The sequence below is a fragment of the Rhodococcus sp. 06-470-2 genome (assembly GCF_002258235.1).
Taxonomy (GTDB): Bacteria; Actinomycetota; Actinomycetes; order Mycobacteriales; family Mycobacteriaceae; genus Rhodococcoides.
Map to the genome: position 1 here is coordinate 69,419 of NZ_NOYB01000037.1, position 20,616 is coordinate 90,034.

Here is a 20,616-nt window from a genome sequence, read left to right on the forward strand (position 1 = left end):
TGGGTCAGCCGGCCTTGACGCGCAACCGCTCGACTTCCGAGCGAGAGTGGCGCACGGCCTCGGTGTCCGATCCCTTGTCATGGGCCAAGTCATGCGCGAGGTCGAGAATCGCCCGACGTAGGTGCTTGCGTGCTCGACGGGACTTGTGGTGGGGCGCGGACTTGATGAACGCCTTGCGCGCTTTCTTGTCCAGGATGCCGTCGACCTCGGCGTCGGTCACGGTTCCTGCTTCGACCTCGGGGGCGAGGATGTCGCGGACGAACTGGTACTCGCGGGGTGCTGCTCGCCGGAACGCGATCGTCAAGACCGTGAACCCGAGCACGATGGAGCCGAGCATGACGGGGAAGGTGAGGATGCCGCCTCGGCCGAGACCGCCGGCGTCGTCCCAGGTGAAGTGCAGAAACATTCCGACCAATACGAATGCCACACCGCGGCCGATCCGGCGTGGCTGGGCCGCCGTGCCGAGGATGTAGATGACACCGGTGCAGACGAGGGCGCTGAACAGCGGGTGGGAAACGAAGCTGACCGCTATGCGCGTGAACGACATCTGTACGGCGTGGTCGACCGGATCGGTACCGAAGGCCTGAGCTGTGGAGTTGGCGGCGTAGAGGAAGTCCTCGAAGATCGCGAATCCGAGCCCGATGAACGCGCCGACTATCAGACCGTCGTTCGCGGTCCGAATCAACCGCGGGGCAAGGCTCATGAGGAGTATGAATCCGCACAGCTTCGCGGCCTCTTCGGTGATCGGTGCGGTGGCTCCGGCTGCCCAGTTGGCACTCCACACTTGGCCGAGAAGCTTGTTGTAAATGCTGATCATTGCGTTGTTCGCGGTGAGGGCGAATGCAAAGGTGGCCGGAATTGCGCCCCACAGGAGCGCGGCGAGGATGAGTCGGCCCGGTTGGCGTTCCCATCGGTCGATATGACGGAACCAAGCGAACCACGCCAGCCCGCACAATCCGCACAGCACTGCCGAGATCGCAAAGGCGTCGGCGTACAACCCGGTTTTGGGTGCGAAGTACGCCCACACCTGGAACGCGCCGATGCCGGTCAGCACGACGAACACCCAGAAACACAGATTGTGGGGTTGCACGAAGTGGAAGCGCTCACCCCAGCCGGAGATCTCCATTGCTCTGGCCTGCCGTTGGCGGGCCTCGGAGCTGCGTGTGGTGTCGGTGCCGGTCTCGCTCATGAGTTGTTCCTGTCGACGGTCCGGATGCTGGCGATCATGGTCTGGATGTTGTCGACGGCCGCGGTCATCTGAGCGGGAGGCCCGTAGGCGGTGATCTTCAGCCCCCTGCCGGCGATGACGAATGCCGCGACCACACCGTCCCCGGTCACGCTGCTGTATGGCTGTGCGACACCGCTCTCGCCTGACGTCGTGGTGAGAGTGGTCCTGTCGCCGTCGACTCTGAAGGTCGGGTCGTCGGTGCGGGAGGTGACTTTCTCCACTTGGTCCAGCAATTCATCCGGTGTGCCCTCGAACGTGTCCGACGAGACCTGGAAGGTGACGCCCTTCCCGGCGACGGTGGCGTCCCCGGAACGACGGCTTTCGTCGTCGACACGAAAGCCGGCCTCGACATCCCAGCCGGTGGTCGGTGTGAAGACGATGGAGTCCGTCAGCGCGAGTTGCTCACCGGCGAGAACCGGGTCTTCCCAGCCGATGGCCGCGTCGACACGGGGAAGGATCACGGTCAAGACGACGAAGATCGCGACGACGAAGAGTGCCGGTGGAAAAGTCCGACGGTCGAGACCGAGCACACGGTGCTCGGCCGGGACCCGATGTCGTTGTCTCGCAGCAAGAATTTGTGTCACAGTTACTCCTCGGCCCTCGGTGTCGATCACGGCGTGACGCGTACCTCGGGGCGGAGCAATTCGAAAAACAGTTCGTCGAGCAAAGCAAGGCCGTAGAGGTGCGATGGCTTGTTTCGGTTGCGCGGCAGCCTGATAAGCCCAACACGTATTACTTCTGGGTCGATGATATTCGGAGTCGGCCTGTCTTCTTGCCGTTAATCAGCTAAAAAGACCGAAACCGGATTCTCGGCGATCGAACCGGAAGATTTCTCGATCACGGCGCGAGTTCGGGATGGGGCGTCGGCATTGTCTCTTGCAAAGCTGATCCGAGACCGTCTGATCCGAAATTCGTTGCGCGGTTGTGGAGTCCGGCGGCACTGGGCACCGAATTCACATCGATGGTGACGAATGTCGATGCGGTTCGTCGATGGACGCTCCAGTGCCTCGACTCTTCGGTCCGGCGTGATCGGCATGCTGATACGAGGTCGGTGGCCAGGCCGGCAAGCAACGAATCTCTTCGTGGCACCACTCGCCTTCCGTCACCGTTCACACGACGGTGGCAGCGTATGCCACGAACACCACGAACATGGCCGCGCCGCCGAGAGCTGCGCCGATCATTGCCTCGCGGCCGTTGGTCGCCATGCCCTTCTCGTCCCGGCTCACCCCGACCCACCCGCACACGACGGCGGCGACACCTGTTGGGACAGCGACGAAGTCGCCGATGAAAGGTACGAACGCACAGACCAGGGCCACGATGCCCAGGATCATCGCGGCACTGCCGGCACCGTTGCGAAACAGCGGCCGTGTGCTGTATTCCTCGGCCATGCCGCCTCCCTCTGTGCGGTCTTCGTACTCGTCGCATACGGCGCGACGAGCAGACCTACCGAAAAGATACCTCGACATACGGCGAGGCACGATGGCACCGATGCACGGCATCTCGTCGCTTCTGTGCTCTCGGGCCGAGCGCGCCAGCTAGGCTCGTTCGGTGACGGACTCAACGTGGGACGGGTACGTCCGTGTGCGCGGCGCTACCGAGCACAACCTGGCAGCTGTCGATGTCGACATACCCCGCAATGCCTTCGTCGCGTTCACGGGGGTGTCGGGGTCAGGAAAGTCGTCACTGGCCTTCAGCACCCTGTACGCCGAAGCGCAACGACGCTATTTCGAGTCGGTTGCCCCCTACGCCCGCCGCCTGCTTCAGCAAGTGGGCGCACCTCATGTCGCGTCCATCACCGGCCTTCCCCCGGCCGTTGCGCTGCAGCAACGCCGGGGGTCGCCGAGCTCGCGCTCCAGCGTCGGCACCATCACCACGATGTCGAACCTGCTGCGCATGCTCTACTCCCGGGCCGGTACCTATCCCGACGGTGCGCCCATGCTCCCGGCGGAAGCGTTCTCACCCAACACCGTCGCCGGTGCCTGCCCGAGATGCGGCGGTTTGGGCGAGTTCCACGATGTGACAACGGAATTGCTGGTTCCCGACCCGTCGCTGAGCATTCGGGAGGGCGCGATCGCGGCGTGGCCGGGTGCCTGGCAGGGGGCGAACCTGCGCAGCATCGTCGCCGGCATGGGGATCGACATCGACGTGCCGTGGCGCACGCTGAAGAAGAAGGACCGGGAGTGGCTCCTGTTCACCGACGAGCACCCCAAGGTGTGGATCGAACCGGAGGAGGGACGAGTCGACCACAGTTACGAAGGCAAGTTCTGGAGCGCCCGCAGCCATGTCATGCACGTTCTGACCGACTCGAACAGCGAGCGCATGCGAGAACGCGCTCTGCAATTCACCGAGACCGTTCGCTGCCCGATGTGCTCCGGCAGCGGACTGCGTGCCGACGCGTTGGCCGTCACCATTGCCGGCCGGTCGATCGCCGAGATCAATGCGCTCTCGCTGACAGAACTTGCCGCATTACTGCGCCCCATTGCCGAACAGTCGGGGGAGACCACGGAGGTGGCGGTACGCATCACCGCAGATCTGCTGGCCAGGATCGACGTGTTGCTCGATTTGGGCTTGGGATATCTGGCGCTCGGGCGTAGCTCGACGACTCTGTCGCCCGGCGAGACGCAGCGGTTGCGAATTGCCACTCAGCTCCGTTCGGGTCTGTTCGGGGTGGTGTACGTGTTGGACGAACCGTCCGCCGGACTGCATCCCGCGGATGCCGAGCCGCTGCTCGACGTCCTGGACCAGCTGAAGGCGTCGGGAAACACCTTGTTCGTGGTCGAACACGACATGGACGTGGTCCGGCGCGCCGACTGGGTGGTCGATATCGGACCTGCGGCCGGTGAGGGCGGCGGACGGGTGCTGTACAGCGGCCCCGTCGCAGGCTTGGAAGAGATCGAGGAGTCGGTCACCAGCAGGCACCTCTTCGGTCGAGCGGAATCCGTGCAGCGGCAGGCGCGCCCCACCCAGGGCTGGCTCACTCTGGCCGGGGTCACCCGGCACAATCTGCGGGAGTTGACGGCGGAGTTCCCTCGCGCGGTCCTTACGGCGGTGACGGGTGTGTCGGGCTCCGGGAAGTCGACACTGGTCAGCCAGGTCCTGTTCGAGGTGGCGCGCCACCGACTCGAGACCGCGACAGACGACGATGACGCACAGATCGAGGTCGACGTGGCCGAGGTCTCCGGAATCGAGTCGTTCACCCGCCTGGTCCGGGTGGATCAACGCCCTATCGGCCGAACCCCCCGATCGACACTGGCCACCTACGTCGGAATGTTCGACGTCGTCCGCAAACTGTTCGCCGCCACCGACGAGGCCAAGGCCCGCGGATGGGCACCCGGACGGTTCTCCTTCAACGTCGCGGACGGACGATGCCCCACGTGCCAGGGCGACGGTTTCGTCGAAGTGGAGTTGCTGTTCCTCCCCGGCACCTATGGCCCCTGCCCCACCTGCCACGGTGACCGGTACAACCCGGAAACTCTCGAAATAACCTGGCGCAACAAGACAATTGCCGACGTACTGCACATGTCGGTGGACGAGGCAGCGATGTTCTTCGCCGATATCGCGGCAGTGTCCCGCAGTCTGGAGACGTTGCACGACATCGGGCTCGGCTACCTTCGACTCGGTCAACCCGCCACCGAGCTGAGCGGCGGCGAGGCGCAGCGCATCAAGATCGCGACCGAATTGCAGCGCACCCGTCGCGGTACTGCCCTCTATCTACTGGACGAACCGACCGCAGGACTCCATCCCGCCGACGTCGCCCTGCTCATGCGCCAGCTGCACTTGCTTGTCGATGCAGGCAACACCGTGGTGATGGTGGAACACGACCTGGATGCCATAGCCTCCGCCGACTGGGTCATCGATCTCGGTCCCGGCGGCGGCGACAACGGGGGCACTGTCGTTGCTACCGGAACGCCCGCCGAAGTCGCGTCGTCCCCGGACAGCATCACGGGACCGTATCTGGCCCGACGGCTCCGATCCGGGACTGTTGCCGCGTCGCGTTGAGCCCGAGCAGCAGCCTCACCGCTGAGTCTCGGGGCGTGGTTTGTCTATGCGTTGTGCCGCGGGCGAGTCGAGCCCATGAATGGTCTTTGTGCTCTCTACAAACCGCAGTGTGGATGCCATCGTGGTTTGTCACAGTGAGACGCAGAATCGACCGTTGGGGAATGCCATGGAACCGCCGCCTTCGCTCGTCAAGTTGGTCGTGGTCTCCGGACTGTTCGTGACCTGCCTGTTCGTGGGCGCGCCGCTGCTGTTGATCGTCGCTTTCGGACTGTTGGCGGCCGCACAGTGTGTGCTGGTTCTGACCGATGTCGGTTCGGGATGGCAACAGTGAGCGGGCGACTCGGACCGGTCTGACACCGCAGCGGGTGGGACGGTCCATGCCCGGACCTCCGCGAATGGGGACTTTGTGCTCTTTTTCCTCCTGCCGGCCCGGACCATCCTGTGGATACACCAGTCTTCGCCGCCCGATCTTTCGACGGAGGTGCCCGATGCACAATTCTGGATCGTTCGATTCTGTGCGAGCCGATCCCGTACCGGACGTCGTCTGGCGCGACCCTAGTCCGCTCAAGCCGTGGTGGGAGAGCGTCATCGGTCCCGCGCGCTCCCGTCGGCCGACACCACCCGTGCAGGAAGCCGATGATCGCGATGGGTACGAATGTCGATTCGGTGCCTCCACGCGCGGGAAGAGGTAGCGTCGTTCGCTGCTATCGGTCGGCCCGGTGCCCTCCGGTGGCGTCGGTACACGGTCGATACACGACAGCGCCGAACCCGACAGGCTCGGCGTTCTCGTGTTCCGCGCGGACGGCTACCGTCCGCTGCGATGCATACCCGTGAAGCGTCCTGTGCCCATGGCCGTTGCAACTGCGCCGAGCCCGAGCACGACGATTCCGACCAGTACGTTGGACCAGATCATGCCGTTCGTGCGCTCGAGATCAGCGATGATCCACGGGGACACGATCAGCCAGATCCCCAGGAGCGGCACCACGAAGGACACCCCGTGGATTCGTCCGTACGCGGCTCCGAGTGCAAGCGCGAGGACTGCGATCGCAGAACCGGTGATCAGGTTGGTCATGGCGAACGCGGCACGGCCGTCGGCGGCTGTACTCGACAGCGGCGCCAGGCCGAGAATCCAGGCCGAGCTCGCCGCGTACAGACCGGCCAGCAGTAGCAGCCCATCTGTCACTTGTCCCACGGGCCTGTTGAACACCGCGTCGTAGCGATCGCGCAGTGCAGCGATGTCGGGATGTGCGTGCATGGACGCACTGGTCGTTGTGGACATTGTTCGAGTCCTTTCGAGTGAGTAGGTGAGTGTCGATGTTCAGGGGCCGCTGTGCTCGCCTGTAGGCCTCGATTCAGCCGACTACACGGTTCGGGCCGACGGACGACGGCACCCTCAGTCGGTTCCGACCCCGTTGGGTTGGACCCCGTTGCTCCTGACCTCGATGTGGCGGACAGGCGTGTCCGGCTCGGATCCGGCAAGTGTCACATCGACCGTCAGAATCCCGTTGTCGTAGGTGGCTTCGATTGCGTCGTCCTTCGCTCCGGCCGGTAGATCGATCGTGCGGTGGAAGCTGCCGTAGCGGAACTCCGATCGCGTGCCCTCCGTCTTCTGCTCTGCACGTTCGGCTTTGATGAAGAGCTTGCCGTCGTGCACGCTGATGTCCACGTCCCGTTCCGGATCGATACCGGGCAGCTCCGCCCGGAGCACGTATCGGTCGTCCTCCAGGGTTTCTTCGACCCGAATCATGTGACCTTCCAGCGCACTCCACGGCGGCATGGCCTCGAATCGTGCCATCAGGTCCGACCAGTCCGGTAGCGCCGGCCACGACGGAATCAGTGGCGTGCGGTTGGCGAGAACGGTCATCGTACATCCTCAGGACCTCGTCCGGTGGTCCGGGTTCGAGTACTGTCTCGACGTCTGCGTCGTCACCCAGAACGTACATTGCGACAACTCGCGCGGCGGCCAACGCGGACCGTGCGCGAGCGCGAGCACCCGACGCGGTACCGCTGTGTGCATTCGCTGCTCCGGCTCGTGCGATGTCTCGATCCACGCCTGCACGGACGAGGAGCAGTGTGGTGTTTCGACCGACCGCGTCGGCTGCGGCCCATCCCAGAGCATTTCGCGACGATACAGAGCCGTCGATACCGACGACCGTCAGATTCCTTCGATTGTCGACAGAGCTGGTCATGCATCGATTCTCGGTGGTCGGATGGACCGGAAACAGGGCCTTCGGACCCTGTTCACACTGCAGAGGGCTCGAATTGGGCACGGGTCACGGCCGGCACCGAGGCGCTCGAAGGTCCAGGTGATCGAGAACAGAATGCTCTGGCCGGCCGAGTTGTCCTCGGATGCAATCGGTTGGGTTGCTGCCGGAGTTCACGATCGTGGACGCGACCGATCCGACGACCTGGTGGAGAAGACATCCGCTGCGGAAGTGTCACGGCGGCCCGCCGGAATCAGAATCGTAACTGCGGCTCCGATGATTGCGGGCAGGGCGAAAGCCAACAGCTGAGTGCTGGTACCTGCACCGGCGGCGACGAACAGTCCACCGTAGGTGGGGCCGACGATCGCGCCGAGTCGCCCCACCGCGAGTGCGACTCCCAATCCTGTTGTCCGGCAGGCCACGGGGTAGTAGCCACCGATGAAGGTGTTCAGCAGGATCTGCGTCCCGGTCGTACCCATTCCTGCGATCAGTACCAGAACGTACACGATGCCGATCGGGGGAGTGGTCGCGATCAAGGCCAACGATACTGCTGCACAGACGAATCCGAGGGTGGTCACCGGTTTGATGCCGTAACGATCGGCCAGGTGAGCACCGCCGAGAGCGCCTACTGCACCGCCCACATTGAGCACCAGCAAGAAGGACAGCGCGGCGCCGAGTGGGTATCCGGCCGACCTCATGACAGCGGGCAACCAGGTCGCGACACCGAACAACACGAGCAGGCACAGCAGGGTCATCACCCAGAAGGACAACGTCACTCGCGCACGGTTCGCGGTGAACAGCGCGCCGATTCCGCGATCCGTCGATGTCGGGTCGCCACCGGCACTCTCCGATGCTTCCTCGAGTCCGTAATGGGTCGAGATCCTCTGTGCTGCATCCGTCCTGCCTCGCGAGTTGAGGAACGCGGGTGATTCGGGAAGATGTCTGAGCATTGCCGGCAGAATCAACAACGCTGGGATCATCCCTGCTGCGAACATCGCTCGGAAGCCGAACGCCGGGACGAGCCACAGCGACAGGATCCCCGCCGCGATACCGCCGACACTGGTGCCCACGAATCCCAGTGCGACCGTTCGTGCTCTCGTGTCCAGTCGGGAGAATTCGATCAGCATCGATGCAGCGGTCGGCATCAACACTCCTGCTCCGACGCCGACGACGAATCGCGCTGCTCCGAAGATCTCGGGTGAGGGTGCAATCGCACAGCATCCCATCGCGGCCGAGAACAACGCGACTGCGGCGATCAAGGCGCGTCGCCTACCCCAGCGATCCGCGATGCTGCCCGCGGCGAGTGCCCCGGCGAGCATGCCGACTCCCACCACGGATCCGAGTACCCCGACGGTCGCCGGATCCAGATCCCACGGCTCGTACGCCAGGAGCGACGGAACCACCGTGCCGTACATCAGAAGGTCGTACCCTTCCAGCGTCAGCGCCGCCAGACAGAGTGCGACCACGGGAGAAAAAGTGTTACGTGACATGTGTTTCCGCTCGCAAGAGGGTCAGATGAAGTGGTCGGACAACCAGGCACCGATATCGGCGGCGGCCAGAGAAGCGCCGGTGGGCGCCCCGTCGCGAATGGGGCCGCCGAAGTGGGTGCCCTCGATCGCCACACGAGACTTGTCGATCGAGCCCAGAGCCTCGACCATCCTCGACGCGTCCTCCGGGAAACACGCCTGATCGCCGGTCAGTTCGACGAACAACGACGGGACCGTCACCGACGGTGCGCACCGAACGAAGTCGGCGTTGGAGCTCAGACCGGACCACGTCGACAACCACGCATCGGGCGTGGACAGGCGCGCGAAACCGACGAGCCCGTAGTTCGTCAGATCCGGCCGTCGGCCGAACAACGAACCGTACGGTCGAGCGTTCGGACTGAGCGAGAGATCGGTGAATCTCAGGTCCGCGTCGGTACGATAAACGGTCAATATGCGCGGCGCCAACGCATCTCGACGGTCGGCAGGATCACCGCTTGTCTTGAAACGCCGTCGGGCCTCGGATGCTTCGGCGACCCGTGACCGCGCGAGCGCGTCCAGCCGAGCGACGCGCTCGTGCTGCGCGGCGCGATACCGATGAACGAAGTCCTCCGGATACGACGAACTTTCCGGTGCGTCGACGAATCCGTTGGCTGCATCGAAGGGATCGAGCGACGGGTCGATGGACATGGGGTCGGATTCGTCGACGACGGACGGATCGATCAGTCGCAGCAGCAGCGCACCCTGTCCGGGGTGCGGAGCCATGAAGATCGCACCGTCCGGCACCGGCATCTCCGCCGACGCGAGATCGATCGGCCGACCGGACGGGGTGGCCGTCAGTCGATGCTCCGGCGCAAGACCGGCCTGCTCATGGTAGAACGCGAACAGGGTGCCGCCACCGGAGTGTCCCAGCGTCACAACGTGATCGAACGACCCTGAACGCAGGAATACCTGCCCGGCGGCTGCGTCGAGCAATGCCTGCTCGTGTACCAGGGAGATGTCGTTGTTCACCGAACGCGTGCCCTGGGTCCACACCGCGTATCCGCGGGCGAGGAGTTCGGGCACCAGTACGTGGTGCGTCAGATCCTGTCTCGGGTGCATCAACGCCACGACGACGTCGGCACCGGGAACCGTTCTCAACACTCCGCTGACCTTGGCGCCGTCTGCGGTGGTCAGCTCGTGCGTCGAGGTGACGGTGTTGCTCGGTGCCTCGGCGGCGTCGATGTAGCGACCGGCCCCGAGACGGGCCGCAGTCATGATCCCTCGACGCGCAGAGCGTCTTTGTCCCACTGTGTGATTCGAGAGTCGGACAGGCCCGAGACACTGCTGTACCAGACTGCGTGCCTGCATCCGGTCGCCCGACGATCGATCACGATGTCCCCGTCCGAGACTATGCGGAAGTACGGGCCGACATGGTCCACGCGCACTGCCGGATCGATGTCCGCAACCGACGCGATCGTCGTGTTCTCCGGAATGTCGAGGACGTACAGCGTGGTCACGACACCCCCACCTCGTTCTCGGCCGACCAGTCGGCCGCACGCTCGACGATCAACTCGGCCTTGCGGGTCAACAGGTTCGCCATACTCGGGTCGGGTCCGCGAACGACGTCGATCAGGGCGTCGATCGTCAAATTCGCGTCGAGGTCCTCCTGCGGCGTGACAGGACGCATCGCGCGGGTGAGCTCGATCATGTAGCCGTTGGGATCGTGGGTGTAGATGGACTCGATCGTCTCGTGCTGGATCTGCATCTCCACGGGCCAGTCGCTGCCGTCGAGCCGTCGTCGATACTCCATCAGGTCTTCTTCGCTGTCGACGTGAATCGCCAGGTGACGCGAGCGGATGAAGAAGATCGGTACGTCCTCTGCGAAGCGTGAATACGCATCACCCTGTGGTCCACCGTCGAACGGTTCGAGACCGAAATAGTAGAAGAATGCGAGTCGGTCGTCGTTGCCGATGTCGAAGAAGAAGTGGATGAAGTCCGGATGCTTCTCCGGTCCCCACCCCGCTGCGCAGATGGAATGGACGACGGGGAACCCGAGCACGTCGCGGTAGAACTCGACCGTCGCTGCCGGATCGAACGTGGGATAGGCGACGTGGTCGACGCCCCGAACCTTGTGTGGCAAGTCGGACATGGAGATTTCCTCTCTACGTAGTGACGATCTACGACGCGACGACGGCGTCCGCGCGGAGCAACGAGCCGGCATCCGGTAGATCGACGGACAGGTCGAGCGCACGGAGCAGGCTGTAGGCACCTGCCGTGGCGGCCGAGAGCACGGGAATCCCGAACTCGTCCTCGGCAGCCTGGACGAGAGGCAGGGACGGCATCTGTACGCACGCGGAGATCACCAGTGCGTCGGCACCGGTGAGATCCAAAGATCTGGCCGCGTCCATGACTCGTTCGCCAGGGATGCAGCCGACTTCGGCGTTGTCGGAGATTTCGAGGGCACGCCAATCGAGTACACGAATACCTTCGGCCTCGATGTACTCGACCACCTTCTCCGCGAGTGGTCGCATGTACGGCGTCACGAGAACGATGTTGCTCGCGTCCAGAGCGCGCAGGCCTTCCACGAGGGCTCCCGCGCTCGACCGGACGGCTGCATCGGATCCGCCCGTGGCGAGTTGCTCGGCCACCAACCCCTCGACGCGTTGGTGTTCCCCGGGCCCGGCGACCATCAGGGCGACGAGGCAGGCATAGAGAACGGCGTCGATCCCGGCATCACCCAATTCGAGGATGCACCGCTCTCGCTGGGCGTTCATCGCTCGCAGTTGCTCCGGTGACACGGCCTGCATGCGCATCCGCGAGGAGTGGAACGAGAACCGCGCGTGTCGATGTCGCGCCAACAGGGCCGGCATCTCCGTTTCCACGGTGACGTTGGAGCTCGGAACGACCAAGCCCACACGGTGAATGCTCATGCACTGCCTTTCGGTAATTGACGTTGATGACGAGTATTCGACGTTTGCGATGATTCGTCAAGTGGTGTCCACCAGCGGAAGTGAACGGCAGTATCGAGTCGGACGGAATCGAGGGAGGTGACAGCACTCACATTCGTGCTTGACATGTCGTCGGTCACGTCGAATACTCGACGCAGACGTAAGCAGTGTTCGAGGGTGCCTCGCTCTCACACGCCAGAACGTCTTCGACTCGGACCTAAGGAGCACACCGGCATGACCTATGTGATCGGAGTGGACGTCGGCGGAACGTTCACGGATGCAGTACTCGACGACAGTTCCGGCACCGTGGTCGCGGCCAAGGCGCCCTCGACTCCACCCGACTATTCCCAGGGCGTCATCGACGTTCTCGAAGCGTTGGCCGAGCAGCTCGGATGCCCGGTGCAGGAGATGCTCGCGAACACCCACCACATCGCGCACGGCACCACGTCCTCGCTCAATGCTCTGGTGATGGGCAATGTCCCGCCGGTCGGGTTTCTGACCACCAAGGGGCATCGGGATTCGATCTACATCATGAACGTCGAGGGCCGTTACCTCGGTGGTTCGCCCGAGCAACTGCAGAACGTGTTGGGGCAGAGCAAGTCCCACGGTCTGGTTCCCAAGCGGCATGCACTCGAGGTCACCGAACGGCTCGATCGAGACGGCAATGTCGTCGTTGCCCTCGACGAGGAGTCCGCGCGCGTCGCCATCCGAAGCCTCGTCGACGACGGCGTCTCCGGCATTGCGGTCTCGCTGCTCTGGTCGTTCCGTAACCCGGTGCACGAGCAGCGTATTCGTGAACTGGTGCACGAGATCGCGCCCGACATGTTCGTCTCGCTGTCCTCCGAGGTGAGCCCGCGCATCCGTGAGTTCGCCCGCAACGCGACCACGATCATGAGCACTCAGATCGGTCCGGGACTGCGCGACTACCTCGGTTCGTTGGAGAAGAAGCTGCGTGCCCTCGACCTCGCCGGCCCACTGCTGGTGATGCAGAGCAACGGCGGTGCCGTTGCCGCAGCCGAGGCCCCGAAGAACGCCATCAGCACAGTCGGTTCCGTGTTGACCGGCGGCGTGGTCGGTGCCGTGTCGCTCGGAAAGCAGCTGGGACACGAGAACATCATCGCCACCGACGTCGGCGGAACCACGTTCCTCGTCGGCTTGGTCGTCGACGGTGAACCGGTACGCGCGTCGAGCACCATCATCAATCACCACCCGATCAACGTGCCCACCCTCCAGGTACACGCCATCGGCTCCGGCGGCGGCGCCATCGCCTGGGTGGATGCAGGCGGCAATCTTCAGATCGGACCGCACAGCGCGCAAGCCGTACCCGGTCCCGCCTGTTACGGGCAGGGCGGAACCGAACCCACCAATGCCGATGCCAACCTCGTCCTCGGCATCCTCCCCGAACGCGGATTGCTCGGCGGTCGCAAACCACTCGACAAAGAGCTTGCGCGCGAGGCCATTCGACGCCGAATCGCGGAACCGCTCGGTCTGTCGATCGAGGATGCGGCGGCTGCGATCTACGCCGTGCAGAACGCGCAGACCGGCGATCTCCTGCGCAAGACCGTCGTCGAAGCCGGACACGATCCGCGCAACTTCGTCCTCTACGCATTCGGCGGAGCCGGACCGTCGCATTGCGCCGCGTATGCCGCCGAGGTCGGCGTCAAAGAGGTCATCGTTCCGCTCGGGCAGGTGGCGTCGGCGTTCTCGGCCTACGGTCTTGCGTCGTCGAACATCGTGCTCGCGGCCGAGCTGTCCGACCCGGCCGCGATGCCCCTCGATCCGGCCCGCGCCGAGGCCAATTTCGAGAGCCTCGAGAAGCGGGTGCGTGATGCCCTCGGTCGGCAGGGTCTCAATTTCACATCCGTCGAGGTCGAACGCGAAATCGACATGCGGTACACGATGCAGCTGGCCGAGGTGGCCACGACCGTTCCAGGAGGCTCGCTGGACTCGGCGAGTGTCGCCCATGCCTCGGACCTCTTCGAGCAGCGGTACGCAGATCTGTACGGCAAGGACAGTGGATTCCGCGAAGCCGGCATTCAGGCGATCACCTATCGCGTTCGCGCGACGGGCGTGCTGCCGTTCTCGCCGACTCTGCCCGAATTGAAGTCGGCCGACTCCGCCGACGCATCGGCCGCCCGCATCGGCTCCCGAAAAGTCAACCTGGACGGTCGAATCGGCTACGTCGACACCGATATCTACGACTACAGCAAGCTCGCTGCCGGGCACGTCCTCGCCGGCCCCGCCATCGTCGAAGTCCCTACGACGACCGTCGTCGTCCCGCACGGAACCACCGGAACTGTCGACCGCCTCGGCAACCTCAACATCGTCGCCGGCTGAGACCACAGGAGAACCGCACCATGACATCAGCAATTCCCGGGTCCGAGATCTTCTCGTCCCGCCCCGTCGATCCCGACGCTCTCGCGCGCGCCCTCCCACCGACCCTGCCGGTGCATACCGTCACGCAGCAGCAGATCGACGACCTCGATCCGTTGACCTACGAGGTCATCCGGCACCGACTCTGGTCGGTCACCGACGAGATGGGCGAGGCACTCAAACGAATGTCGGGCTCACCCATCGTCACCGACGCGAACGATTTCGACTTCGCGATCAGTGACGAACTGGGGCAAGAGGTTCAGGTCGGCCTCTACAACACCATGCTCGTCGGAGCCGTGGACCTGGCGATCTACTGGACCCTGCAACATCGCGCCGCCAACCCCGGAATCGCGCCGGGTGACATGTTCCTGTGCAACGACCCATGGGTCGGCGGGGGACTGCACCAGAGCGACGTCATCGTCTACCAACCCATCTTCCACGAGGGCAAGCTGTTCGCCTGGACCAGCGCGATCTGCCACGAACCCGACCTCGGCGGTTCCGGACTCGGGTCGTTCGACCCGTCCGCGAAAGATGTGTTCTCCGAATCGCTTCCGACTCCACCGGTCAAGGTCGTCCGCGACTACGAACTCCAGCGCGACATCGCCGATCTCTGGGTGCGACGCTCCCGAGTTCCGATGTTGGTCGGGCTCGACCTGCGGGCGAAGATCGGTGCGAACACCGTCGGACGCAATCGCATGCTCGCCGTCATCGAGCAGTACGGTGCCGACACCGTCAAGGCCGTCATGAAGCGCATGATGACCGACGCCGAAGGCCGACTGCGCAGCAAACTCTCGTCGCTGCCCGACGGGACCTGGAAGGCCACCGGCTACCAGGACCAGTCGCACACCGGTGATCGCGACGTGCACAAGATCACCGTCGCGATGAGCAAGACCGCCGACCATCTCACGTTCGACTTCACCGGTACCCAGAAGCAGACGGGCGTCATCAACTGCACCTACGCAGGAATGCGCGGCGGCGTCATGCTCGCCTTGCTTCCGATCCTCGCGGGTGACATTCCCTGGTCCGCAGGCGGATTGATGCGATGCTTCGATCTGGTCTCCGAAGAGGGCACCATCAACAACGCGAGCTTCCCGGCGGCGGTCAGCCGTGGTCCCATCGGGCCGGCGTGGCTGACCGGAACCCTCATCGCCGAATGTCTGTCGCAGATGCTCGACCGATCGGTCGACCTCGGCAAGAGCGTGCAGGCTGCATGTTGCGGCACCTGGGACACCGCCGTGATCGCAGGCCTCGACGAACGCGGAGAACAACCCGTTCCGTTCCTCAACATCATGATGGAACCGATGGCAGGCGGTTACGGCGCACGCCCGACCGCAGACGGCATGGATACCGGCGGACTCTTCTGTATTCCGATGGGGCGCATCCCCGATACGGAAATGACCGAGTTCCTCTACCCGCTGCTCACGCTGTGGCGTCGTGAAGAGCCCGACTCCGGTGGACCCGGTCGTCAACGAGGTGGCGTCAGTGCATCGCTCGCTGTCACGCCGTACGGCACCTCGCTCCCGATGGGCCTCGTGCTTGCGTCTGCGGGTAAAGCCGTGGCGCAGAACAACGGTCTCGCCGGCGGATACCCGGGTAACACCGGACTCGAAATCCTGGCACGCAGTACCGACGTCATCGAGCAGTTCGCAGCAGGAAAGATTCCCGGGGCCCTCGAAGAGCTGGGCGGCGGAAAGGAATTCGGCGCGTGCTACGCCGAAAGCTACGTCGCTCCGGGTGAAGTGCTGTACATGCACTGGCAGGGCGGCGGCGGTTACGGAGATCCGTTGCATCGCGATCCGGAGGCCGTCGTGGTGGACCTACGCGAAGGCAAGGTCACCGCGGAGGGCGCGAACATCGTCTACGGCGTGGTGATCGACGGGGGAAAGGTGGACGAGGCAGCAACTGCGCGACGACGTCGGGACATGATCGACGAACGGCGCACGCGTTCCACCCAGCATTCCGACGCCCCCATCATGGATCTTTCGCTGGCCAGGCGGCTCGACGACAACCTGTCCGAGGTGACCGTCGGGGACGTTCGGGTCATCGCCTGCGCACAGTGCGGGCGACTGCTCGGTGACGAGAAGAACAGCGGTGTACTGGATCTGGCTCGCTACGAGGGCCCGTCCTCGGCGGCCGGACCGCAGGTGACCTCGGATCCGGCCGAGTACGTCGACACTCCCATCGTCTTTCGCCAACTGTGCTGCCCCGGATGCTGGACGGCCGTCTACTCGGGAATCGTCCCGGCCGACCACCCCGATCATTCGTTGGAGATCTCTCGATTGCTTCCCGCGGTGGCTCAGCGATGACGGTGACCACCGAGGCGACCCACTCGGACTGGGACGGCAGGCTGGTGCGATACCCGCAGGACCGAGCACAGCACTATCTGCAGAGCGGTTCGTGGAGTTCGCTACCGACCAGCCGACGGTTCCGCGACATCGCTGTCCGGTATCCGGACCGGCTCGCCGTCATCAGCGCCGAGGGGTCGATGACCTTCGCCGAACTCGACCGTCGTACCGACGCCATCGCCGCCGGATTGGTTCGACTGGGTCTGCTGCGCCTCGATCCGGTGCTGTTCCAACTGACGAACCGGCTGGAGACGGTGCTGGCGTGGTACGGCTGTCTCAAGGCCGGGCTCGTTCCGGTCGCCACACTGGCCGCGCACCGGATGCACGAGATCGCGCACATCGGTGCCGCGGTGGGTGCGGTCGCGCACGTGGTGGAGGCCGGTCTGCCGTCGTTCGATCTGGTCTCGTTCGCCCACGAGCATGCCGCGGGCAGCCAGACCGTTCGCCATGTTGTGACCGTCGGAGCAGCGGAGGGTGGCGAGCTGCGCCTCGAGGACCTCGGGCAGGGCATCGACCCCACCGAGGCCCGAGCAGTCGTCGAAGCCATCGAGGCCGAGACCGATCCCGAGGACGTCGTTGCCTTCCAATTGTCCGGCGGGACAACGGGAGTACCGAAGGTCATTCCGCGGATCCATGCCGAGTACTGGAACAACGCACTCATGTACGCGCAGCGGCTCGAGTGGACATCGGACAGCCGCGTCGCCCATCTGATTCCCATCGTCCACAACGCAGGGATTGCCTGCGGTCTGCACGCCTCGCACTCGGTCGGCGCGTGTCTCGTACTCGCGACAGCCGACGTCCGATCGGCGTTCGACCTCATGGAACGCGCGGAAGCCACCGAGGTGTTGATCGGCCACGGTCACTACCAGGCCGTGTCGAGTCCCGAGTTCGATTGCGTGCGTGAGCGTCTGCGGCACGTGATCCTGTCCGGTGCCAAAGTGTCACCGGCACTGATGGACCGCGTCGACGACGGTCGAGATCATTGGGCGGGTCAGTTGTTCGGAATGTCCGAGGGGTTGCTCACCGTCACCCCGGTCGCCGCTCCCCGCGACGCCCGGATCGCCACCGTCGGCACCCCGGTCTGCGCGGAGGACGAGGTGCGCATCCTCGATCCCGGTACGGAGATCGAGCTGCCCGACGGGGAAGTCGGGGAACTGTGCTGCCGTGGTCCGTACACGATCACCGGGTATTTCGGTGCCCCCGAGCACAATCGAACTGCCTTCACTTCCGACGGTTTCTACCGGACCGGCGATCTGGCGTCGATCTCCGTCGTCGCAGGCGAGCGGTACGTCACGATCGAGGGGCGGATCAAGGACCTCATCAACCGCGGCGGCGAGAAGATCAACGCCGAGGAGGTGGAGCTGCTGCTGCTCGATCACCCAGCCGTTCGTTCCGCGGCCGTGGTCGCGATGCCCGACCCTCGACTCGGCGAGAAGACGTGCGCGTATCTCGTCACCGACGGGGTGCCATTGACGATGGCCGACGTGCAGGAACACCTCACGGGGCTCGGCGTGGCCAAGTTCAAGTGGCCCGAACGTCTCGAATGGGTGGACGAGCTTCCCCGAACCAACGTCAACAAGATCGACAAGAAGCGTCTGCGGCTCGACATCGCCGCGAAGCTCGAGAGGCAACGATGAAACTCGACCGCGTCGTAGTCATCGGCGGAGGCCCGGGCGGGCTCTACGCCGCAAGGCTGTTGAAACTGTCCAATCCCGACGCGGAGATCACGGTCTACGAACAGAGTTCACCGGATACGACGTTCGGCTTCGGAGTGGGGCTGGCGTCACGGACGCAGCGCAACCTTCGGCAGGCCGACGCCAGATCTCTCGATGCGATTGTGGCCGAATCCTATTCGCACGAGATGTCCATGCAGGTCGGCGACAGCACGGCCCGCTTGGCCCACGGCGATCTTCTCGCGATCGGCCGCGCCCGACTGCTGTCCGTGCTGCAGGAGCAAGCACGCGACGCCGGGGTTCGGCTCGTGTTCGGCGAACGTCACCGGGTGCACGAATTCGATGCCGACCTCGTGATCGCGTCGGACGGAATCAACAGCGCGACACGCACGGCCGACGACCGTTTCGGTGCGGACATCACCACCGGAACCGGCCTCTACCTCTGGTGCGGAACGGATTTCGCACTGCCGAGTGCCATCTTCGTGCCCGTCACCACCGAGCACGGCACGTTCGTCGCTCACGCGTATCCCTATGCGGCAGATCGCAGTACGTTTCTGATCGAGACCGATCTCGACACGTGGCACCGGGCGGGCTTCGACGTCACGACAGCTGCCACGGATCCGGCCGACAGCGACGAGGCGTCGTTGCGCTACCTCGAGAAGGCATTCTCCGAGACACTCCAGGATCACAGCCTCATCGGCAACCGGACCAGGTGGATGCAGTTCCGAACCGTCAAGTGCCGAAAGTGGGCGGTGGACAACACAGTTCTTCTCGGGGACGCCGCCCACACAGCCCACTACTCGATCGGATCGGGAACGAAGCTCGCCATGGAGGACGCCATCGCCCTCGATGCCGCACTGGCGTCGGCTGCGACGGTCGACGAAGCCCTCACCGAGTACGAACGGGTGCGTCGCCCTGCGGTGGACCACCTCCAACAGATCGCGGTGCGCAGTGAACAGTGGTGGGAGTCCTTCCCTCAGCGGATGGATCTACCCGTGGACCAGCTCATGGTTGCGTACATGACGCGAGCCGGGAAGGTCGGTCTCGAGCGGTTTCTCGACTCCGCCCCCGAGGTGGCGTGGAAGGGAATTGCCGGCTACGCACAGGTCCCGGCCGACTCGGAGGTTCCCGTCGACGTATCTCGGTGGATCCTCTCGCGGCCCATCGACCACGGTGGGCGGTCGTTCCCCGACCGATTCGCCCCGTCCGATCTTCGCGACGATCCGACGACGACGGTGGTCTCCGTGGACGTCGAGTCTGCGTGGAACGAGAAGGCGACGGCCGTCGTCGACGAGGCCAAGGCGAGCTCAACGGTGTGGTTGACCGGGTCCGAGGAGCGTGATCACGTCCTCACCCGTCTCGATGTCGCGGAGCGAATGATGCGCAACACCAGCGCACTCGTCGTCGTCGATGTGCCCAAGGAGTGCATGCCCGACGCGGTGGCAGGTCTCGTCGGTGCGCGCACCCACCTGGTGTCTGTCGGTCCTTGACGGGAGCGACGGTTATTCTTCGGTCATGACACGCGAGGACTCACCACGGGGATCGGCGCGCAACCCGCGTCGGGAGCTGGTCGAGAAGCAGATTCTCGACCAGGCCACGCGGTTGTTCGCGGAGAAGGGTTTCGCCAGTACCACCCTGCAGGACATCGCCGACGCCACCGGTCTCACTCGGCCGGCGCTGTACCACTACGTAGCGAACAAGGACGAGTTGCTCTCGCGACTCATCAGCGAGAGCACCGAGACGCCGGCCGCTGTTCTGCACGAGATCAACGAGCGATCCGACCTCGGGCCCACGGAGAAGCTACGGAAGATGGCGACCGCGATCGCGTTGAATCAGGCCCAGAGCGCCGATCGCTTCAAGCTCATCATCAGATCGGAAGCCGATCTCCCCGAAGAGATGTCGCACACCTACCAGCAGAGTCGCCGGCACGTGCTCAAGGAGTTCGTGACGGTCGTCGAAAGTGGTGTCAAGGCAGGGGAATTCCGGCCGGTCGATCCGCGCACTGCGGCACTCGGCATCATCGGCATGCTCAACTGGGTCGCGTGGTGGCACCAGAGCGGTGACCCCGACGCCGATCGGAGCGTGGCCACTCAACTCGCCGACATGGCACTGCGCACCGTTGCTCAGGACAGCGGCAAGCCCGTCGTACCGGAGGGGCCCGAGCGGGCCATCTCGATGCTCCGCGAGGATCTCGACTACCTCGAACGCATCCTGGCTCGGGATCGAACCCGGTAGAGCGTGAAAGAGTGGCTCCGCAGTGTGACACTTCGCCGCTCATATCCCTCTGCACGACCGAACGGTTCGGTGCACCCCACAGTTCTCGGATCGGACCCGTATGGCCGCGCCCAGCGCCTTTCGGTGGCGGGCGGGAGTTGGATTG

The 20,616-nt window shown here is 64.5% G+C and carries 17 protein-coding genes and 1 pseudogene; 7 read left to right on the forward strand and 11 right to left on the reverse strand.

All coding sequences use genetic code 11. The annotated features are described in order from the left end of the window. Positions 1-4 precede the first annotated feature (4 nt). The 3 genes from CH276_RS20360 to CH276_RS20370 all read right to left on the reverse strand — a co-directional run bounded on the left by CH276_RS20360 (position 5) and on the right by CH276_RS20370 (position 2,616). A complete protein-coding gene (locus CH276_RS20360; RefSeq protein ID WP_094631498.1) occupies positions 5-1,189 on the reverse strand; it encodes a PrsW family intramembrane metalloprotease in 1,185 nt (394 codons plus the stop codon). After that, entirely contained in the window at positions 1,186-1,812 is a 627-nt protein-coding gene (locus tag CH276_RS20365) for a hypothetical protein (protein WP_141214757.1), read from the reverse strand. The genes CH276_RS20360 and CH276_RS20365 overlap by 4 nt, the downstream gene beginning before the upstream one ends. Positions 1,813-2,337: 525 nt before the next feature. Continuing rightward, positions 2,338-2,616 carry a hypothetical protein gene (locus tag CH276_RS20370; RefSeq protein WP_032394877.1) on the reverse strand — a complete coding sequence of 93 codons (279 nt, stop codon included), beginning with the start codon at positions 2,614-2,616 and terminating at the stop codon, positions 2,338-2,340. Between the two features lie 160 nt (positions 2,617-2,776). On the opposite strand from CH276_RS20370, the gene uvrA reads away from it, so the two are divergent. Further along, positions 2,777-5,227, forward strand: a complete 2,451-nt coding sequence (gene uvrA, locus CH276_RS20375; protein WP_094631500.1) for an excinuclease ABC subunit UvrA — start codon at positions 2,777-2,779, stop codon at positions 5,225-5,227. 166 nt (positions 5,228-5,393) lie between these two features. After that, a complete protein-coding gene (locus tag CH276_RS28545) occupies positions 5,394-5,558 on the forward strand; it encodes a hypothetical protein (RefSeq protein ID WP_155290795.1) in 165 nt (54 codons plus the stop codon). Positions 5,559-6,032: 474 nt separating this feature from the next. On the opposite strand, the gene CH276_RS20385 is transcribed toward CH276_RS28545, so the two are convergent. From CH276_RS20385 to CH276_RS20420, 8 genes and pseudogenes are all read right to left on the reverse strand, one after another. Continuing rightward, positions 6,033-6,506, reverse strand: coding sequence for an SPW repeat protein (locus CH276_RS20385; protein WP_176459360.1), 474 nt, complete (start codon positions 6,504-6,506; stop codon positions 6,033-6,035). A 114-nt stretch (positions 6,507-6,620) separates the two neighbouring features. Further along, complete coding sequence (locus CH276_RS20390; protein ID WP_179277611.1) at positions 6,621-7,091, reverse strand: Hsp20/alpha crystallin family protein; 471 nt, start codon at positions 7,089-7,091, stop codon at positions 6,621-6,623. Continuing rightward, positions 7,039-7,416, reverse strand: a pseudogene (locus tag CH276_RS29320) (universal stress protein); the annotation flags it as partial. The gene CH276_RS20390 and the pseudogene CH276_RS29320, both read right to left, overlap by 53 nt. 188 nt (positions 7,417-7,604) lie before the next feature. Next, positions 7,605-8,897 (reverse strand): MFS transporter, encoded by a 1,293-nt coding sequence (locus tag CH276_RS20400; protein WP_254924349.1) that lies wholly within the window; start codon positions 8,895-8,897, stop codon positions 7,605-7,607. A gap of 45 nt (positions 8,898-8,942) precedes the next feature. After that, positions 8,943-10,172 (reverse strand): alpha/beta hydrolase, encoded by a 1,230-nt coding sequence (locus CH276_RS20405; protein WP_094631503.1) that lies wholly within the window; start codon positions 10,170-10,172, stop codon positions 8,943-8,945. Continuing rightward, on the reverse strand, positions 10,169-10,414 hold the full coding sequence (locus CH276_RS20410) for a hypothetical protein (protein WP_032394846.1): 246 nt from the start codon (positions 10,412-10,414) through the stop codon (positions 10,169-10,171). Before CH276_RS20410 ends, CH276_RS20405 begins: the two co-directional genes overlap by 4 nt. Beyond that, positions 10,411-11,046 (reverse strand): VOC family protein, encoded by a 636-nt coding sequence (locus tag CH276_RS20415; RefSeq protein ID WP_045196184.1) that lies wholly within the window; start codon positions 11,044-11,046, stop codon positions 10,411-10,413. Before CH276_RS20415 ends, CH276_RS20410 begins: the two co-directional genes overlap by 4 nt. A gap of 28 nt (positions 11,047-11,074) precedes the next feature. After that, entirely contained in the window at positions 11,075-11,827 is a 753-nt protein-coding gene (locus tag CH276_RS20420; protein WP_094631504.1) for a maleate cis-trans isomerase family protein, read from the reverse strand. A 252-nt stretch (positions 11,828-12,079) separates the two neighbouring features. On the opposite strand from CH276_RS20420, the gene CH276_RS20425 reads away from it, so the two are divergent. Genes CH276_RS20425 through CH276_RS20445 form a run of 5 tightly spaced genes read left to right on the forward strand, consistent with a single transcriptional unit; the run spans position 12,080 to position 20,471 of the window. After that, positions 12,080-14,182: a hydantoinase/oxoprolinase family protein gene (locus tag CH276_RS20425; protein WP_032394843.1), complete on the forward strand. Its 2,103-nt coding sequence runs from the start codon at positions 12,080-12,082 to the stop codon at positions 14,180-14,182. A 20-nt stretch (positions 14,183-14,202) separates the two neighbouring features. Further along, entirely contained in the window at positions 14,203-16,524 is a 2,322-nt protein-coding gene (locus CH276_RS20430) for a hydantoinase B/oxoprolinase family protein (RefSeq protein ID WP_094631505.1), read from the forward strand. Continuing rightward, positions 16,521-18,200 carry a (2,3-dihydroxybenzoyl)adenylate synthase gene (locus CH276_RS20435; RefSeq protein ID WP_094631506.1) on the forward strand — a complete coding sequence of 560 codons (1,680 nt, stop codon included), beginning with the start codon at positions 16,521-16,523 and terminating at the stop codon, positions 18,198-18,200. The genes CH276_RS20430 and CH276_RS20435 overlap by 4 nt, the downstream gene beginning before the upstream one ends. Continuing rightward, a complete protein-coding gene (locus CH276_RS20440) occupies positions 18,197-19,726 on the forward strand; it encodes an FAD-dependent monooxygenase (RefSeq protein WP_094631507.1) in 1,530 nt (509 codons plus the stop codon). Before CH276_RS20435 ends, CH276_RS20440 begins: the two co-directional genes overlap by 4 nt. 25 nt (positions 19,727-19,751) lie before the next feature. Further along, positions 19,752-20,471, forward strand: a complete 720-nt coding sequence (locus CH276_RS20445; protein WP_176459361.1) for a TetR/AcrR family transcriptional regulator — start codon at positions 19,752-19,754, stop codon at positions 20,469-20,471. Positions 20,472-20,616: the final 145 nt, after the last annotated feature.

Coding starts and splice junctions, on each gene's coding strand:
- CH276_RS20425 (WP_032394843.1), top strand. CDS start 12,080: ATGACCTATGTGATCGGAGTGGACGTCGGCGGAACGTTCACGGATGCA.
- CH276_RS20435 (WP_094631506.1), top strand. CDS start 16,521: ATGACGGTGACCACCGAGGCGACCCACTCGGACTGGGACGGCAGGCTG.
- CH276_RS20360 (WP_094631498.1), bottom strand. CDS start 1,189: ATGAGCGAGACCGGCACCGACACCACACGCAGCTCCGAGGCCCGCCAA.
- CH276_RS20415 (WP_045196184.1), bottom strand. CDS start 11,046: ATGTCCGACTTGCCACACAAGGTTCGGGGCGTCGACCACGTCGCCTAT.
- CH276_RS28545 (WP_155290795.1), top strand. CDS start 5,394: ATGGAACCGCCGCCTTCGCTCGTCAAGTTGGTCGTGGTCTCCGGACTG.
- CH276_RS20370 (WP_032394877.1), bottom strand. CDS start 2,616: ATGGCCGAGGAATACAGCACACGGCCGCTGTTTCGCAACGGTGCCGGC.
- CH276_RS20430 (WP_094631505.1), top strand. CDS start 14,203: ATGACATCAGCAATTCCCGGGTCCGAGATCTTCTCGTCCCGCCCCGTC.
- CH276_RS20405 (WP_094631503.1), bottom strand. CDS start 10,172: ATGACTGCGGCCCGTCTCGGGGCCGGTCGCTACATCGACGCCGCCGAG.
- CH276_RS20445 (WP_176459361.1), top strand. CDS start 19,752: ATGACACGCGAGGACTCACCACGGGGATCGGCGCGCAACCCGCGTCGG.
- CH276_RS20440 (WP_094631507.1), top strand. CDS start 18,197: ATGAAACTCGACCGCGTCGTAGTCATCGGCGGAGGCCCGGGCGGGCTC.
- CH276_RS20420 (WP_094631504.1), bottom strand. CDS start 11,827: ATGAGCATTCACCGTGTGGGCTTGGTCGTTCCGAGCTCCAACGTCACC.
- CH276_RS20385 (WP_176459360.1), bottom strand. CDS start 6,506: ATGTCCACAACGACCAGTGCGTCCATGCACGCACATCCCGACATCGCT.
- CH276_RS20390 (WP_179277611.1), bottom strand. CDS start 7,091: ATGACCGTTCTCGCCAACCGCACGCCACTGATTCCGTCGTGGCCGGCG.